Below are 16,713 nucleotides of genomic sequence, written 5' to 3' on the forward strand. Positions count from 1 at the left end.
ACAGCAAAGACCTCAGCCAAACACCGCATCATGCGCCGTAACATAGGCAATAGCGGCCTTGGACACATCGCTTGCCGTCATGCCCGGTTTATAAATGCCCGACCCAAGACCAAACCCGTCACACCCGGCCTTGGCATAGGTGGCAAAATCATCCGGCCCGACGCCGCCCACCGCATAAACCGGCATATCTTTTGGCAATACGGCCCGCATCGCCTTGATCCCCTCGGCACCGATGATGCTGGCCGGAAAGATTTTAAGCCCATCCGCCCCGGCCTTGATCGCGGCAAAGCATTCGGTGGGTGTAAGCACACCGGGCCACGATCCAAGGCCCAATTCCTTGGTTCTGGCGATCACCTCTATATCGCAATTGGGCGATACGATGAATTCGCCCTTGGCCGCCTTGACCCGTTCGGCGTCTTCGGGTGTTAAAACCGTCCCCGCCCCGATCAATGCCGCCGTGCCGACTTCATCCTTCATCGCCGCAATGCTTTTAAGCGGCTCAGGGGAATTCAGCGGCACCTCGATCATCGTGATTCCGGCATCGACAAGCGCACGCGCCATCCCGGCCGCTTCATCGGGTTTCACCCCGCGCAGGATGGCAATCAGCTTGCGATGGGAAACCGGTTCCGCCGCGTCCGTGATCTGTGAATTTACCGAAGTCGGATATGCCATGTTACACCTGCGAAACCTTGAAAAACAAAATACTGTTATGCATTGCGGATGGCCTGATGCGCCGCCGCAAGACCGGCAATCGTGATCGCCTGCCCATCAACGGCATCCGCGTCAAACCCATGCACCGCCAACGCCTTGCGATACAAACCGGCAAGCTTGCCATCCCCGATCAGGGCAATCTGCGCATTTCCGTCCAGCGCGCCAACGACATCGGCAATTTCCGAACCGATCACAGCCCCGGAAAGAACCGCGGCACCCGGTACATTTGCGGCATTCGCATTGCCGACCAGCCCACTTGCACGCACCGTAAACAGCTTGTGCAGGAAACCGGTCGGTGCATCGGATGCATCGCGTATCGCGGCCTCGAAAGTGGCATCATCCCATCGATCATCCATTGAATGGCGCAGGATCGATTGCCCGGAAAGCAGGGCAAAAACCTCGCCACTCATATAGGTTTTAAATCCAAGGATCGCTCCGCCCGAAACCCGCGCCCATTTCGAATGAGTTCCCGGCAAACAGACCCAGCCATCAAATTCCGGCTGCGAGGCCATAAACCCGACAAGCTGGGTTTCCTCGCCCCGCATCACATCGGGATCATCGACCTGCTTAAGCCCCGGCAAAATCGCAACATCAATCCTTTGATCGGAAAGGACCGGGCGTACCGCGCCGGATGCCAATTCATCCGGGCGCACCGGCACCGAACAATACGGCGCTTCAAGCCACCCCTGCTTTGCCCCGGCCATGCCGCAAATCACAACCCGCATCCGATCAGATGACCCGGATGGCAACCACCGACCAATCAGATCGATCAGAACGCCCTCAAACCCAAGTGCCGCATCCGCCGCAATCGCATTCATGCCTAGCGGGCTTGAGACCTGATCAAGGATATTGGCACGATCATCCATCGCCCATGCCCGAACGTTGGATGTTCCCCAATCCACGGCAATCCATGCGGCGGAAGATTTAAGTTCCGATTGTGACACGGCCACCCTGCCCTCAAACGTTATGATTTGTTTGAATTCCTCATACTATTTGCAACAGAGCCGGTCAATCTGCGTCTGCACGGATGATCGGCTGAATGGCGGGATCATTGCACCCGATCATTGCGCCCAATCACTGCGCCAGATCACTGAGCAAGAAGCTCCTGATGCGACCGCCAGTTTTGCGCTTCGATAAACACCTTCGCGACACCGGGAATGGTGGATCGGATATCGGCTTCGACCTGGGAAACGGTCGCCTCTATCTGGTTCGAACTGATATTGTCCTGAAAATCGACACTGATGCACACCATAAGGCTTTGCGGACCTTGATGCAGTGTAATGATTTCATTGGCGCGCTTGATCCCGGGAATGGCATTCACCATTGCAGTGATCTTTGACCGGGTTTCGGCCGTGGCACTTTCACCGATCAGCAATCCCTTGCATTCCACCGCAAGGAAGAACGCCGTAACCGCCAGAATGACGCCAATCGCAACCGATGCAATCCCGTCCAAAAGCGGCATATCAAGAACATACGCCGCCGATATCCCGAAAAAGGCAACGATCAGGCCAAGCATGGCCGCACTGTCTTCAAACAGGATGACGATCACGGTCGGATCTTTGGTATCGTGAATGGCCTTCAAAACTGGCGTATCGGGATGTTGCGTGACAAAGGCCCGGTAGGCTGTCCGGAACGCCAACCCTTCCAGCAGCATGGCAATGACAAGGATCGACAGCACGACATGATAGGTCATGACATCGAACCCGCCGATGCTGGCAACCATATGAATATCAAGCGCATGGGGATGAATGATCTTGTCCACCCCTTCCCAGATCGAAACCCCCGCCCCAAGGCCAAAAATCATCACCGCCACCAGAAACGACCAGAAATAGGTTTCCTTGCCATAACCAAGAGGATGCTGCTTGTCGGGCTGCTTGTTCGACAGCCGGATACCAAGCAGAAGCAATCCCTGATTTCCGGTATCAACCAGCGAATGGATCCCTTCTGACATCATCGCGGCAGACCCGGTAACCGCCGCCCCGCCAAACTTGGCAACGGCGATCAAAAGATTGGCGGCAGCAGCCATATAAATGGCGCCTTTGGAAGAATGAGACATGATATGGTGGCTTCCGGGTTTTGTGGTTGTCAGGGTCAGGACCAGGGACTGGAAAGATTGTTGATCGGCCGATCTTCTTTGATCAGAAAATCCAGATTGCGCAACAGTCTAACCTGTTTTCACGAAATGTCATTGCTGGCAGAAAAATCAGGCCCAGACAGATGTGGGCGATTTTAAAACGTCGGTACGATTTTGATGTTCCCGCCCTCTAACGGAACACCCGTCACAAAACCCCGCCCAGGACGCCATATTCCATAAGGAATCATTCCTGTCCCTGATACGACCGGCGAAACCAAAACGCCCTGTTTTCAACGGATAACAACCGATCATGGCGATCTGACACCCAATGTTACACTCTTGCGTCGCAATTTTACTGTGTGATTGCCTCAAGGTTCCTGCCACCTGCCGTCCAATTCGCAATAGATTTTCAAATCTTTTTAATCGCCTGTTGTTCATCAAGGGCGAATGAAGAGCAGGTTACCTGCCGCATGAAAAGAGGGAGACTTTGGGTGCAATTGACAGCACGCGCCGCATACAAGACAGGCATCCCGTTTGCGGGCGCTTGTTTTTCAAGTATCTGCCCCCCTGTTGTGACCAACCGGGCAAGGGCCGAACTGCGCCACCGGGAAGCATTTCCATGTGCTTTTGCCTTGTCTGTTCGTTGCCGTGACAAACACCTGAAACCGGCCAATGATGTCGTCCGAAGACGGAAAATCACTGCTTCCTGTTTCCTTGCACCCAAGACAGGTCCATCATTCACTCATTCCGCAAGGACCGACAAAGTCCTTCTCCCGTGACACCCTCATAAGTTGAGGTACCGATCATGCGTTTTTCTTCTGACATACAAGAACTCGTGTCGCGCCGCGAGAAAGGCAAAAGCCTCGAAGCACCATTTTACAATGCCCCGGAAATCCTTGATCTGGATATAGAGGTCATTTTCAACCGGCACTGGATTTTCGTCGCGGTAGAGCCGGAACTGCCTGAACCGGGTGACTGCATCACGGTCGAGGTAGGCCGCGCATCGATCCTGCTTTTGCGCGGCGACGATATGGAAATCCGCGCGTTTCACAATGTATGTCGCCACCGTGGGGCAAAGCTGATCGACGAACGCGCCACGACAATCGGCAATATCGTATGCCGCTATCACGGCTGGACCTATAACGAAGACGGCGATCTGATCCTGGCCGAACATATGGGGGCTGGCTTTGATAAAAGCTGTCACGGGCTTAAAGCCGTCCATATCCGTTCCATCGCCGGACTGATTTTCATCTGCCTTGCCGATGAAGCCCCCAAAGACATCGACGATATGGCCCGCGTGATGACGCCCTATATCGCACCGCACGACATCGCCAATTGCAAGGTTGCCTTCACCTCTGACCTGATCGAGGAAGGCAACTGGAAGCTGACGATGGAAAACAACCGCGAATGCTATCACTGCGAAGCCAACCATCCGCAACTGACCGTGCCGCTATCCGAATTCGGCTTTGGCTTTTCCCCCGATGAAATGGACGAACGCCGGTCCGAAGACGTCAAAAAATATACCAGCGCGATTGAAAACGAGCATAAACGCTGGGAATCCTGTGGCCTGCCATCGGCAGAAGAAGATCATCTTTCGGATATCACCGGCTTTCGCACCATGCGCCTGCCGCTGATGTGGGAAGGTGAATCTCACACCCTTGACACCAAGGTCGCCTCGAAAAAACTGCTGGGCAAATTCACCGATCCGAAGCTGGGCGGGCTCAGCTTCTGGACGCATCCGAATTCCTGGCACCATTTCATGAGCGACCATATCGTCACCTTCTCGGTCCTGCCTCTATCAGCCGACCGCACGCTGGTGCGCACCACATGGCTTGTCCATAAGGACGCCATCGAAGGCGAAGATTACAACCTCGATAACCTGACCCAGGTCTGGAAAATGACCAACCAGCAGGACGCCGATCTTGTCCGTATTGCCCAGCTTGGCAGCGAACAGCCATCCTACGAGCCCGGCCCCTATTCACGCTTTACCGAACCGCATGTCGAAGCATTCTGTGACTGGTATATCGCCCGGATGAATCAACATCTGGCCAAAGACAAATCCGGGGCGGCCACCAAATGATGACCCAGACCAATCCACCGGCACCCGGGCAAGCCGCCCCGTCCGGGGACGATGAAAACTTTACCGAGGCCACCCGCATCCCACTTTGGGACCCGGAAAATGATGACGTTCTGGTCTGTCGGCAGGTGCGTCAGGAAACCCATGATGTAAAAACATTCGTCTTTTCAGCCCGCGAACCGCGCGCATTCCGCTTCTATCCGGGCCAATACATGACGTTTGAACTGCCCGTCGAAGGCATGGTCACGCGCAGTTACACGATTTCGGGATCTGCCGCCCGCCCCTACCGGATCGAGATCACGGTCAAACGTGTGCCTGGCGGTCCCGGTTCGAACTGGCTGCATGACTATATGATGCCCGGCAAGGAAGTGAATGTTTCCGGCCCGTTCGGTGAATTCACCACCGATGCAACTGGCGAGGAAAAGCTCCTGTTCATTTCGGCTGGCAGCGGCATCACCCCGATGATGTCGATGACCCGCACCGCCTGTGATCTGTCCGAACCGTCCGATCTGTATTTCATCCACGCGGCACGAACCCCGGCCGACATCATTTTCCACAAGGAACTGTCGCTTCTTGCCACCCAGAACCCGGGCCTCAGAATTGCCTTCACCTGCAGTACCGCCGCCGCCCACCACAGCTGGACCGGCTATACCGGCCGCTTCAACATTCAGATGCTGTCGTTGATGCTGCCCGATTTCAAGGACCGCAAGGTGTTCTGTTGCGGTCCTGCCCCCTTCATGGAAGGTGTCCGCAACATGCTGCGCGATGCCGGTTTCGACATGGAGAAATATTACGAGGAAAGCTTCGACTTCGGCGCGGAAACAGCAGGAACATTTGAAGAGCCTGTCGCGGCCCCGGAAATCAGCGGCCAGACCTTCCGGGTGAGCTTCACCAAAACCGGCCACGTTGTCGAATGTGGTCCGGGCATGACCGTTCTTTCGGCGGCACGCGAGGCGGGGATATTGCCGATGTCCTCCTGCCAGCGCGGCATCTGCGGTACATGCAAGTCAAAACTGATTTCCGGTGAAGTCGATATGCAGCACGGTGGCGGTATCCGCCAGCGCGAAATAGATCAGGGCAAAGTCCTGATTTGTTGTTCGACACCTTTGTCGGACATCGAGGTCGAACTCTAGAACTCCAGACCTCTGCCTTACGCCCCGCACGTTACCAACAGCATAAATGAGCTCGCCTATTGGCGTGCGCGGCATCCTTTTATCCAAATCACAAGAAGGGTCCAATCAAAGGATCTCTCCTGACGGAATTTTTTCGCAGGTTCATAACAGGAGAAGCTTCATGAGTGACGTCAAAACACCGGCGGAAGAAACACCGCCAGAAGGCCAGATTGATACAGACTACAATATCGGTCAGGACAATATCGAAGGGCATCTCGGCCCCATCGGGTTCGATATCCATAACCCCGTCTTTGCCGTCTCCGCCCTGACCGTCATCGCGTTCGTTGCCTACACACTGTTGATGCCAGAACAGGCAAATTCGGTTTTCAGCCTGTTGTTTTCAGAAGTCACCAAAGGCTTCGACTGGTTCTTCATCGGTGCCGCCGACATTTTCGTAATCCTCTGCCTTGTCGTCGTCGTCAGCCCCTATGGCAAGGTTCGGCTTGGCGGCAAGGACGCAACACCTGATTTCAGCTATCTAAGCTGGTTCTCCATGCTGTTTGCGGCCGGCATGGGGATCGGGCTTATGTTCTATGGTGTCTCGGAACCGCTAAGCCACTTCTCGTCTTCTCTGGGCGGGACTGCCGTGGGTGCCGATGGCATTCGCACCGACTGGGCCCCGCTGGGTGCCGCCGCCACGCAGGAAGAAGCCGTTCGTCTGGGCATGGCGGCATCGATTTTCCATTGGGCCCTTCACCCTTGGGCGATCTATGCCATCGTCGCACTCAGCCTTGCGCTGTTTAGCTATAACAAGGGACTGCCGCTAACCATCCGTTCCGCCTTCTATCCGATCTTCGGTGAACGCGTCTGGGGATGGCCGGGGCATATCATTGATATTCTGGCTGTTTTCGCGACCCTTTTCGGTCTTGCCACCTCGCTTGGTCTTGGTGCGGTTCAGGCAAATTCCGGCTTTAACAAGCTGTTCGGAATGCCCATCGACACCACCTGGCAGGTGATCCTGATTGTCGGCATCACTTCCATCGCCCTGTTCTCGGTCGTTCGCGGTCTGGAATCCGGGGTGAAGCTGTTATCCGAAATCAATATGGGGATTGCCTTCCTGCTGTTCCTGTTCGTGCTTGTCGCGGGTCCGACCCTGCTTCTGGCAACCGATGTTTTTGACTTCCTGGGGGCATATCTTCAATACCTTCCGGCCCTGTCAAACCCGGTTGGCCGCGAAGATGTCAACTTCATGCAGGGATGGACATCGTTCTACTGGGCATGGTGGATTTCCTGGTCCCCGTTTGTCGGTATGTTCATCGCCCGCGTCAGTCGTGGCCGTACCGTGCGGGAATTCATCATCAGTGTCCTGCTGATCCCGTCGCTGGTCTGCGTGCTGTGGATGTCGATCTTTGGCGGTTCTGCCATCAGTCAGGTCGTTCGTGACGGCTACACCGCCGTGCAGGAAGCCGACCTTCCGGTGCAGCTCTTCACCATGCTTGATGCACTCCCGCTGACCTCAATCACGTCCTTTATCGGGATCGTGCTTGTGATTGTTTTCTTTGTCACGTCCTCGGATTCCGGGTCGCTGGTCATTGATACGATTGCAGCCGGTGGCAAGGTCGACGCACCGATGCCGCAGCGCGTCTTCTGGTGTGTGTTCGAAGGTCTGGTCGCGATTGTCCTGCTGCTCTCGGCAGGCGGTCTGAAATCATTGCAATCCATGGTGATTTCAACAGGATTGCCGTTTACGATTGTTCTGCTTGTGATGTGCGTTGCCATCTGGCGCGGACTTGCTAGTGAACCGCGCTGATCACGGTCTTTGATCACTGAAAAACGCCGCCCGGAGGGATAATCTTCCGGGCGGCGTTTGCATGTTAACTTCGATATGAAGGCGACAGTTACGACTCTTCCAGAACCGGCACCGCATCAGATACTTGATCGGATACCGGGCGGCGCAATTCCTGTGGCGTGCAGCCATATCGCCGCCGGAACATCCGGCTTAGATGCGAAGAATCACAAAATCCGCAATCCACCGCAACCTGTGCCACCGACTTCTGGCTTTTCGCCATCAGGTAATGGGCCATATCAAGCCGGATATTGAGGAACGCCACCTGCGGCGATGTATCAAGCGAAAGCCTGAAATGCCGTTCGATCTGACGTTTGCTGTTGCCCATCCGGCGCGCGATTTCCTGCACCGAAATCGGTGTGTCGATATTCTGCTGCATGATCAGCAACGCCCGCTGCACGATCGGGTCCTGCGTCTTGAGGTCAAGCGGAATACCCGGCTGCGGCTTTTCCGCCTGCAACGCATCATCAATAATCATGATATGCAGGCTTTTGCTGGCCTGTGCCCGCCCGACATGCTTGTCCACCAGATGGGCCGCCAGATGCGCCGAACTGACCCCGCCCGAACAGGTCAGCCGATCCCGGTCAACGACAAAAATCTGATCGGCAACCGGATCAAGCCCTTCGAACTGTTCGATGAAATCGGAATGATGGAACCAGCTAACGCAACAGCGATACCCGTCAAGCAACCCCGCCCGGTGCAACAGGAACGCACCCGTGCATATCCCGACAAGCGGAATACCGGCCTCCGCCGCCTCGTGCAAAAACTTGTGATAGGCCGATCCCAGATTGGGCGTTTCTTCCATAAGCCCGCCAACCACGACGATATAATTGAACCGCCTTGGGTCGCCCAGCCGTTCCTTGGGCTGAACGATAATACCGCTGCTTGACGGCACCGGGTCCATGGTGTCGGATACCACCGTCCAGTTACACAGGATCGGTCGGCTGCGATCCCCTTCATCCGCCGCCAGTCTGAGCACATCGACAAAATTGGCAAAGGCACACAGCGTAAAACGCTTCGCCAGAATGAACCCGACCGAAAGTCGCGGCTTTTCGTGGTTCGACTTTCCCGCACCAGACGCATTCGCAGGACGCCCCGCTTTGACGCTTTGAGATCCGGAATACATGGCCCTAGACCCTCCGATGCAGACAAGGTTGCTGTATCTGTCGTAGCGATAATCCCGCTTTGACGCAAACATTCTATTTTCCGGCGCAAAAATTCGCCAAGCTATTTTTCAACAATACCAATAATGCGATTTCGCGGCGAAAGGGTGAAATCCCCAAACCGCGATTTTATCAGGAAGGACGAAGATGAAGGTTCTCGTACCTGTAAAGCGGGTTGTTGATTACAACGTCAAAATCCGCGTCAAGGCAGACGGCACTGGTGTTGATCTTGCCAATGTCAAAATGTCGATGAACCCGTTTGACGAAATTGCCATCGAAGAAGCCGTGCGCCTGAAAGAATCCGGCAAGGCGAACGAAGTCGTCGCCGTTTCCATCGGCCCGGCACAGGCGCAGGAAACCCTGCGCACGGCCCTTGCCATGGGGGCGGATCGCGCCATCCTGATCACGGTCGATGGCCCCATCGAACCGCTATCTGTCGCAAAACTGCTCAAAGGCGTGGTTGCGGTCGAAAATCCAAACCTCGTCATCCTTGGCAAACAGGCGATTGACGATGACGCCAATCAGACCGGGCAAATGCTTTCCGCCCTGCTGGGCTGGTCGCAGGCAACCTTTGCCTCCGAACTTGACCTTGGCGATACCACCGCCAAGGTCACCCGCGAAGTCGATGGCGGCCTTCAGGCCATCGAAGTCACCCTGCCCGCCATTGTGACTGCCGATCTTCGCCTGAACGAACCGCGCTATGCGTCGCTTCCCAACATCATGAAGGCCAAGAAAAAGCCGCTGGAAACCAGAACGCCCGATGATTTCGGCGTCACGGTTGCCCCGCGCCTTCGCGTGATCCGGGTCGAAGAACCCGCCGGTCGCACCGCCGGGATCAAGGTGGCCGGTGTAACCGATCTGATCGAAAAGCTCAAAGCCGAAGCAGGCGTCATCTGAACCGGGCGGAGATAAAAATGGCCATTCTTCTTTTTGCAGAACACGATAATCAATCCCTGTCCGATCAGACCGCCAAGGCACTCAGCGCCGCATCCCTGATCGGTGGCGATATCGATATTCTGATCGCCGGAAAAAATGCTTCTTCCGTCGCCGATGCGGCGGCAAAACTTTCAGGTATTCGTGGCGTGCTGCTTGCCGAAAGCGACGCCCTTGAACACCGCCTTGCCGAACCGACCGCCGCCCTGATCGTCAACCTTTCAGGCGATTACGACACCATCCTCGCGCCAGCCACCACCACGGGCAAAAACGTGCTACCCCGCGTTGCCGCCCTTATTGACGTCATGCAGGTTTCCGACGTGATCGAGGTTGTTTCCCCCGATACATTCAAACGCCCGATCTATGCCGGCAATGCGATTGAAACCGTGCAGACGACCGATGCGACAAAGGTCCTCACGATCCGCACCACAAGCTTCGCCGCCGCCAATGGCGATAGCGCCCCGGCCCCGATCAAAACCATCGATGCCGGATCGGACGCAACCGGTCTTTCGACCTTCCTTGAAAACATCCTGTCGAAAAATGATCGCCCGGAACTTGGCTCCGCCAAGATCATCGTATCGGGCGGCCGTGCCCTTGGCTCCGCCGAGAAGTTCCAGCAGATCATGACACCGGTTGCCGACAAACTCGGTGCTGCCATCGGCGCCTCGCGTGCGGCCGTGGATGCCGGTTATGCGTCAAATGATTTGCAGGTCGGCCAGACCGGCAAGGTGGTCGCCCCCGATCTTTACATCGCATGTGGCATTTCAGGTGCCATTCAGCACCTTGCGGGCATGAAGGATTCCAAAATCATCGTTGCGATCAATACCGACGAAGATGCACCGATCTTTCAGGTCGCGGATTATGGCATTGTGGGTGATCTGTTCGACATTCTTCCCGAACTGGAGCGTCAGCTCTGACACGAACGTCACACCCCTTTGAAACGGAGCACTCCAGTGAGCGAACATTCCTATACCCTGCGTATCGCCTGTGACGACCAGCCGGGCATTGTCGCAACCGTCGCCTCTGCCCTTGCATCGCGCGGGGCCAATATCATTGAATCCAACCAGTTCTGGGACCGTCAGACCAACCAGTTCTTTTTGCGCATCGCCACCAGCACACCGGAAAATGTCAGCAAGGCCGAAATCGAACTGATGCTGAACCCGGCGGTTGACCGCTTCAATATGAAGCTCAAGATCGATGATCTGTCCCGCCGTCCCAAGATCATCATCATGGTGTCGAAATTCGATCACGCGATGCTGCATCTGCTTTATCAGATCAAGGTCGGCTGGCTCGATGCCGAGGTCGCCGCCATCGTCTCGAACCACGAAGATGCGCGCAAAATCGCCGATCAGGAAGGCATCCCCTTCCATTACTGGCCGGTGAACAAGGAAAACAAGATCGAACAGGAAGCCAAACTTGCCGATCTGATCAAGGAAACCAAATCCGAACTGGTCGTCCTTGCCCGCTATATGCAGGTCCTGACCAACGATCTTTCAAGCCAGTTTTATGGCATGATCATCAATATTCACCACTCGTTCCTGCCGTCCTTCAAGGGGGCCAAACCCTATCATCAGGCTTATGAACGCGGTGTGAAACTGATCGGTGCGACCGCACACTATGTCACGCCGGACCTCGACGAAGGCCCGATCATCGAACAGGAAACCGAACGCGTCAGCCACGCCATGTCGGCCGATGATTTCGTCGCCACCGGGCGCGATATCGAAGCCCGCGTTCTGGCCCGTGGTGTCAAATATCACCTCGAAGGTCGCGTGATGCTCAATAAAAACCGCACCGTAGTCTTCACTCAATAATTCTTCACCCAGCAATACCGCCAAAATTCCGCCACCGCCGCCGACACAAGATAACCATCGCAATAAGAAGGAAACAGAGAAATGGCCGCATTTCCGAACAGGGCAAAAGTCGTTATCGTCGGCGTCGGCGGTATTGTCGGTGCATCGGTATCGCACCATCTGATCGAAAATGGCTGGGACGATATTGTCGGCATCGACAAATCCGGCATCCCGACCGATATCGGCTCGACCGCGCATGCGTCCGATTTCTGCTTTGCGACAAGCCATGATCTGCTGTCCTGCTGGACAACGATGTATTCCATCGATTTCTACGAAAAGATGGGCCATTACGCCCGCATCGGCGGGATCGAAGTTGCGCGCGTTGGCGATGATGCCCGCATGGCCGAACTCAAACGCCGCGTTGATTCCGGCAAGGCGTTTGGCACCAACGTCAAAATCATAAGTGCGTCCGAGGCCAAGGAAAAATTCCCCCTTCTCGAAGAAGACCAGATTCAGGGGGCCATGTGGGACCCGGATGCCGGCCTTGTCATCCCGCGTTCGCAAACCGTGGCTGGCAAGCTGATCGATCAGGGTGTCGAAAGCAACAAGCTCAAGATTTTCGCCAACACCTCCGCCCTTGAACTGATCACCGAAAATGGCCGCATCACGGGGGTCAAAACCGAACGCGGCACGATCCATGCCGATTATGTCGTCGTCTGTGCCGGGCTTTGGGGCCGCCTGATTGCCGAAATGGCCGGCGAAGACCTGCCGGTGATGCCGGTTGACCACCCGCTGACCTTCTTCGGGCCCTATAACGAATTTGCCGGAACCGGTGTTGAAATCGGCATGCCGCTTTTGCGCGATCAGGGGAATTCCGCCTATATGCGCGATACCGGCGATCCCAAAAGTACTGAGGGCGGCCAGATCGAATGGGGCTATTACTACGAAGAAAACCCGCGTCTGGTCCATCCGCGCGAAATCCTTGAAAAGGATCAGGCACGCCTGTCCCCCTCGCAGCGCGATCTTGAACTCGAAGACGTCATCGAACCGCTTGAACGCGCCATGGAACTGACCCCGATCCTGACCGAACTTGGCTTTAACGAAAGCCATTCCTTCAATGGTCTTCTGCAAACCTCGGCCGATGGTGGCCCTTCGATGGGCGAAAGCCAGAAGCTGCGCGGCCTTTGGTACGCGGTCGGCATCTGGATCAAGGACGGACCCGGCATGGGCAAACTGATTGCCGACTGGATGACCCATGGCCGCACCCATGTCGATCACCATGCAATTGATTTCGCCCGCTTCAATGAATTCCAGCTTGACGAGAAATACATTTACGACCGCTGCTGGGAAACCGCGAAAAAGATCTATAACCCGCCCGTCCACCCGCGCGAGCCATTTTCAAAAGCCCGCGGCATTCGCCGCTCCCCCTTCTATGAACGCGAAGTCGAACTGGGCGGCTATTTCATGGAACTGGGCGGCTGGGAACGTGCGCACGGTTATGCCGCCAACGAACATCTGCTGGAAAAATACGCCGACCGGGTGCCGGTACGTGAAAATGAATGGGATACCCGCCATTTCTGGCGCGTTTCCAACGCCGAACAGCTCGCCATGAGTGACGATTGCGGCATCATCAACCTGTCGCACTTCCACATGACCGATATCGAAGGCCCGGATCATGTCGAACTCATGGAATGGCTCTGTGCGGCCAAAATCGGCGGGGATGCCAATATCGGCAAGGGCATCTATACCCACATGCTCGATGACGAGGGCATGGTCCGTGCCGACTTTACCGTTTTCCGCATGGCGGACCGCTGCCGTCTGGTCAATGGGGCGGATGCCGGCCCGCGTGACCTGATCTATATGCGCCGCATGGCACAGGACAAGGGCTGGGACGTCACCATCACCGACATCACCGAAAAATTCACCACCATCGGTATCTGGGGCCCGAACGCCCGTGAAAACCTCAAAAAGGTTGTTGCCGCCCCTGATGAACTCGATATCGAAAACTTCCCGTTTGCCGCCATCCGCCAGATCAGCATTGCGGGTAAAACCGTCACCGCATTCCGCATTTCCTATGTCGGGGAACAGGGGTGGGAGCTTCATATGCGCTACGAAGACGGCCTTGCTGTCTGGGATGCCCTGCGCGGCATTGGCGTGATGGCCGTGGGTGTTGAAACCTATGCCAACTCGCGCCGTCTGGAAAAATCACTGCGCCTGCAAAACGCCGATCTGCACACGCAATATAACCTGATCGAAGCCGCCCTTGCCCGCCCAAAGGTCAAAGAGGCCGATTTCCGTGGCAAGGCAAAGCATGTCGAATATCGCGAACGCGACCACCAACCGGCCATGCTCTGCACCCTTGTCATGACCGACAACACGGATGCCAACGGGGTGGCGCGCTACCCGGTCGGCAATCTGCCGGTCATGGACCCGGACACCGGCAAAACCCTGATTGATGAACTGGGCCGTCGTTCCTATACGACCTCCATCGCATTCGGCCCCAGCATCGGCAAAAACATCGCCCTTGCCTATCTGCCGTGGGATTATTGCCAGGAAGGCCGCAAACTGACCGTCTCCTATTTTGACGAGATTTACCCGGTCGAAGTCGTCGGCATCGGCTACAAGCCGCTTTACGACCCGGAAAACCTCAAACCGCGCAGCTAACGCCCCACACTGCGGATAAAAAGAACGGGGGCCACTGCTGGCTCCCGTTTTTCGTTTCAATCGGGTTAGTCCAAACCTCGCGACTAGCTGGCCTTCGCCAGAACATTGTGCGGATCAAGCACGAATTTCTTGGCCGCCCCCTGATCAAAGCTTTCATAGCCCTTCGCCGCATCATCAAGCGATATCACCTGCGCATTGACGATATCGGCAATCTTCAGGCGGTCATGCAGGATGGCCTGCATCAGTTGGCGGTTATATTTGATCACCGGCGTCTGCCCGGTATGGAACGACTGCGCCTTGGCCCAGCCCAACCCGAACCGCAATGACAGACTGCCCTGCCTGGCCGCATCATCGACCGCACCGGGATCTTCGGTCACATAAAGCCCCGGAATGCCGATGGAACCAGCCGCACGTGTGATTTCCATCATCTGGTTCAGGACAATGGCCGGCTGCTCACCGCCGCTATGCCCGCGGGCTTCAAACCCGACCGCATCGATGGCGCTGTCGACTTCCGGGCTTCCGGTGATCTCGGCAATCATTTCGCCCAGACGATCACTTTGCGACAGATCGACCGCTTCAAAGCCCATCTTCGATGCATGTGCCAGACGTTCCTTGTTGAAATCACCGACCATCACGACGGCGGCACCCAGGATACGTGCTGATGCGGCGGCGGCCATCCCGACCGGCCCGGCACCGGCCACATAAACGATGGACCCGACACCAACACCGGCCTGCACCGCCCCGTGGAACCCGGTCGGCAGAATGTCGGACAGCATCGTCAGGTCACGGATTTTATCCATCGCCTGATCCCGGTCGGGGAATTTCAAAAGGTTGAAATCGGCATAGGGCACCATGACATAACGCGCCTGCCCGCCGATCCAGCCGCCCATATCGACATAGCCATAGGCACCCCCGGCCCGCGCCGGGTTCACCGTCAGGCACACACCGGTATCCTGCGATTTGCAGCACCGGCACCGCCCGCAGGCAACGTTGAACGGGACCGATACGATATCCCCGATCTCAAGCTGCTCGACGTCGCTGCCTTTCTCGATGATCTCGCCGGTGATTTCATGCCCCAGAACCAGCCCCGGCTCCGCAGTCGTGCGGCCACGCACCATATGCTGGTCCGATCCGCAAATGTTGGTACTGATCACTTTCAGAATGACGGCATGGTCAAGCTTCCGGCCATTCGGCGATGCCATCACCGGATCGGCAATATTCCTGACCTCTACCTTGCCGGGCCCGACATACACCACACCTCTGTTGCTGCTCATCTGCTTCCTCCTCCGATTATGTGACGCCGGAATTACTTCCCCGGCCTTCCATTCCAATCAGCAGGCTCCTGCCCGGACAGAACGTTTCCAAGGCAGAACCCCGGAAAACGGAGGACAAAAACCATCCTATGATTGCAATTTCAGAGAATAACAAAACCCGGAGGATATGGACTGAACGAATACGACGAATGGAGAGTACCATTGCGCATATCGCTTGGTTGCAGGGGCTCCACAATCAAGTCAGCCCAAAGGAAGCCGTAACGGCCCGCAGCCAAAGCAGCTCAATCAACCAGCATTACTCGGCAACCCCGTGCAGAAACAGTCCCCATGCCTGATCGAAATAATGGTCCCGGACTGTTTCATCGTCATACCTGTTTCCGCCCAGCATGGCGTGGTTTGACGGTCCGAACACGATAGAATGGATAAGATGTTCGGCAATCGTTATCGGGTCGCCGTTGCGCAACAATCCGTCACGCTGCGCATCCCTGACAAGCCCGACAAGGCGCGCCATGATCGGATCATTATCCGTATGCCCCGCACCAGCAGCACCAGCAGCACCAAACACCACAGCCTCACTCATCGCGATGCGCTTGAAGGCAACCATCTCCGGGCGCAGGTTCACCGACAGGAACCATCTGGCCACACGGCGCAACCGCTCAAGGGCGTCGCCACTGCCTGCAACCGCACTGATTTCCTGCTCAAGATTTTCCAGAACACCGGCACGTAAACGGCTCACCACCGCCCCGAACAAATCTGCCTTTGACGGGAACCTGCGATAGATCGTGTCCTTGCCCGCGTTGCAGGCCGCGGCCACCTGCTCCATCGAGGTCGCGGCATATCCCTGGGCTGCAAACAACTGCGCTGCCGTGTCGATAATCCGGCTGGATGTTTCGGCCGAATCTTCTTTTGGCGGCCGTCCGATACGGCGCTTGGGCGCACCTGTTTTTGTCATGATCCCTCTCTCCACACCGCCAAGGCACCCGGCTGTATTTCAACCGCTGTGCCCTCGCAGGAAAAGGCGCACCTCACGGTAAATATGCCCCGTTCCTAGCAGAAGACACCGCCACCG

At 56.3% G+C, this 16,713-nt stretch carries 13 protein-coding genes; 7 read left to right on the plus strand and 6 right to left on the minus strand.

Features of this window, described 5'->3' with window-relative positions; genetic code table 11:
• Positions 1 to 12: 12 nt before the first annotated feature.
• The 3 genes from TH3_RS13120 to TH3_RS13130 all read right to left on the minus strand — a co-directional run bounded on the left by TH3_RS13120 (position 13) and on the right by TH3_RS13130 (position 2,767).
• Positions 13 to 672, minus strand: coding sequence for a 2-dehydro-3-deoxy-6-phosphogalactonate aldolase (locus tag TH3_RS13120; protein ID WP_007091364.1), 660 nt, complete (start codon positions 670 to 672; stop codon positions 13 to 15).
• Positions 673 to 707: 35 nt separating this feature from the next.
• Positions 708 to 1,655 carry a 2-dehydro-3-deoxygalactonokinase gene (locus tag TH3_RS13125; protein ID WP_007091363.1) on the minus strand — a complete coding sequence of 316 codons (948 nt, stop codon included), beginning with the start codon at positions 1,653 to 1,655 and terminating at the stop codon, positions 708 to 710.
• 143 nt (positions 1,656 to 1,798) lie between these two features.
• On the minus strand, positions 1,799 to 2,767 hold the full coding sequence (locus TH3_RS13130; protein WP_007091362.1) for a cation diffusion facilitator family transporter: 969 nt from the start codon (positions 2,765 to 2,767) through the stop codon (positions 1,799 to 1,801).
• A gap of 823 nt (positions 2,768 to 3,590) precedes the next feature.
• On the opposite strand from TH3_RS13130, the gene TH3_RS13135 reads away from it, so the two are divergent.
• The 3 genes from TH3_RS13135 to TH3_RS13145 all read left to right on the plus strand — a co-directional run bounded on the left by TH3_RS13135 (position 3,591) and on the right by TH3_RS13145 (position 7,784).
• A complete protein-coding gene (locus tag TH3_RS13135) occupies positions 3,591 to 4,865 on the plus strand; it encodes an aromatic ring-hydroxylating oxygenase subunit alpha (RefSeq protein WP_007091361.1) in 1,275 nt (424 codons plus the stop codon).
• Positions 4,862 to 5,995 (plus strand): FAD-binding oxidoreductase, encoded by a 1,134-nt coding sequence (locus tag TH3_RS13140; protein WP_007091360.1) that lies wholly within the window; start codon positions 4,862 to 4,864, stop codon positions 5,993 to 5,995. The genes TH3_RS13135 and TH3_RS13140 overlap by 4 nt, the downstream gene beginning before the upstream one ends.
• 160 nt (positions 5,996 to 6,155) lie before the next feature.
• A complete protein-coding gene (locus tag TH3_RS13145; RefSeq protein ID WP_007091359.1) occupies positions 6,156 to 7,784 on the plus strand; it encodes a BCCT family transporter in 1,629 nt (542 codons plus the stop codon).
• Positions 7,785 to 7,872: 88 nt separating this feature from the next.
• Here TH3_RS13145 and TH3_RS13150 read toward each other — a convergent pair whose 3' ends face one another.
• Positions 7,873 to 8,946, minus strand: coding sequence for a GlxA family transcriptional regulator (locus tag TH3_RS13150; protein WP_007091358.1), 1,074 nt, complete (start codon positions 8,944 to 8,946; stop codon positions 7,873 to 7,875).
• A gap of 184 nt (positions 8,947 to 9,130) precedes the next feature.
• On the opposite strand from TH3_RS13150, the gene TH3_RS13155 reads away from it, so the two are divergent.
• The 4 genes from TH3_RS13155 to TH3_RS13170 all read left to right on the plus strand — a co-directional run bounded on the left by TH3_RS13155 (position 9,131) and on the right by TH3_RS13170 (position 14,370).
• Entirely contained in the window at positions 9,131 to 9,880 is a 750-nt protein-coding gene (locus TH3_RS13155; protein WP_007091357.1) for an electron transfer flavoprotein subunit beta/FixA family protein, read from the plus strand.
• Between the two features lie 17 nt (positions 9,881 to 9,897).
• Entirely contained in the window at positions 9,898 to 10,833 is a 936-nt protein-coding gene (locus TH3_RS13160) for an electron transfer flavoprotein subunit alpha/FixB family protein (RefSeq protein WP_007091356.1), read from the plus strand.
• A 36-nt stretch (positions 10,834 to 10,869) separates the two neighbouring features.
• On the plus strand, positions 10,870 to 11,727 hold the full coding sequence (purU, locus tag TH3_RS13165) for a formyltetrahydrofolate deformylase (RefSeq protein WP_007091355.1): 858 nt from the start codon (positions 10,870 to 10,872) through the stop codon (positions 11,725 to 11,727).
• Between the two features lie 81 nt (positions 11,728 to 11,808).
• Positions 11,809 to 14,370, plus strand: a complete 2,562-nt coding sequence (locus tag TH3_RS13170; protein ID WP_007091354.1) for a GcvT family protein — start codon at positions 11,809 to 11,811, stop codon at positions 14,368 to 14,370.
• 83 nt (positions 14,371 to 14,453) lie between these two features.
• On the opposite strand, the gene fdhA is transcribed toward TH3_RS13170, so the two are convergent.
• Together fdhA and TH3_RS13180 are read right to left on the minus strand one after the other, a co-directional pair.
• On the minus strand, positions 14,454 to 15,644 hold the full coding sequence (gene fdhA, locus TH3_RS13175; protein ID WP_007091353.1) for a formaldehyde dehydrogenase, glutathione-independent: 1,191 nt from the start codon (positions 15,642 to 15,644) through the stop codon (positions 14,454 to 14,456).
• A gap of 295 nt (positions 15,645 to 15,939) precedes the next feature.
• Positions 15,940 to 16,596 (minus strand): TetR/AcrR family transcriptional regulator, encoded by a 657-nt coding sequence (locus tag TH3_RS13180; protein WP_007091352.1) that lies wholly within the window; start codon positions 16,594 to 16,596, stop codon positions 15,940 to 15,942.
• Positions 16,597 to 16,713: the final 117 nt, after the last annotated feature.

It is taken from the genome of Thalassospira xiamenensis M-5 = DSM 17429, assembly GCF_000300235.2.
GTDB classification, from domain to species: domain Bacteria; phylum Pseudomonadota; class Alphaproteobacteria; order Rhodospirillales; family Thalassospiraceae; genus Thalassospira; species Thalassospira xiamenensis.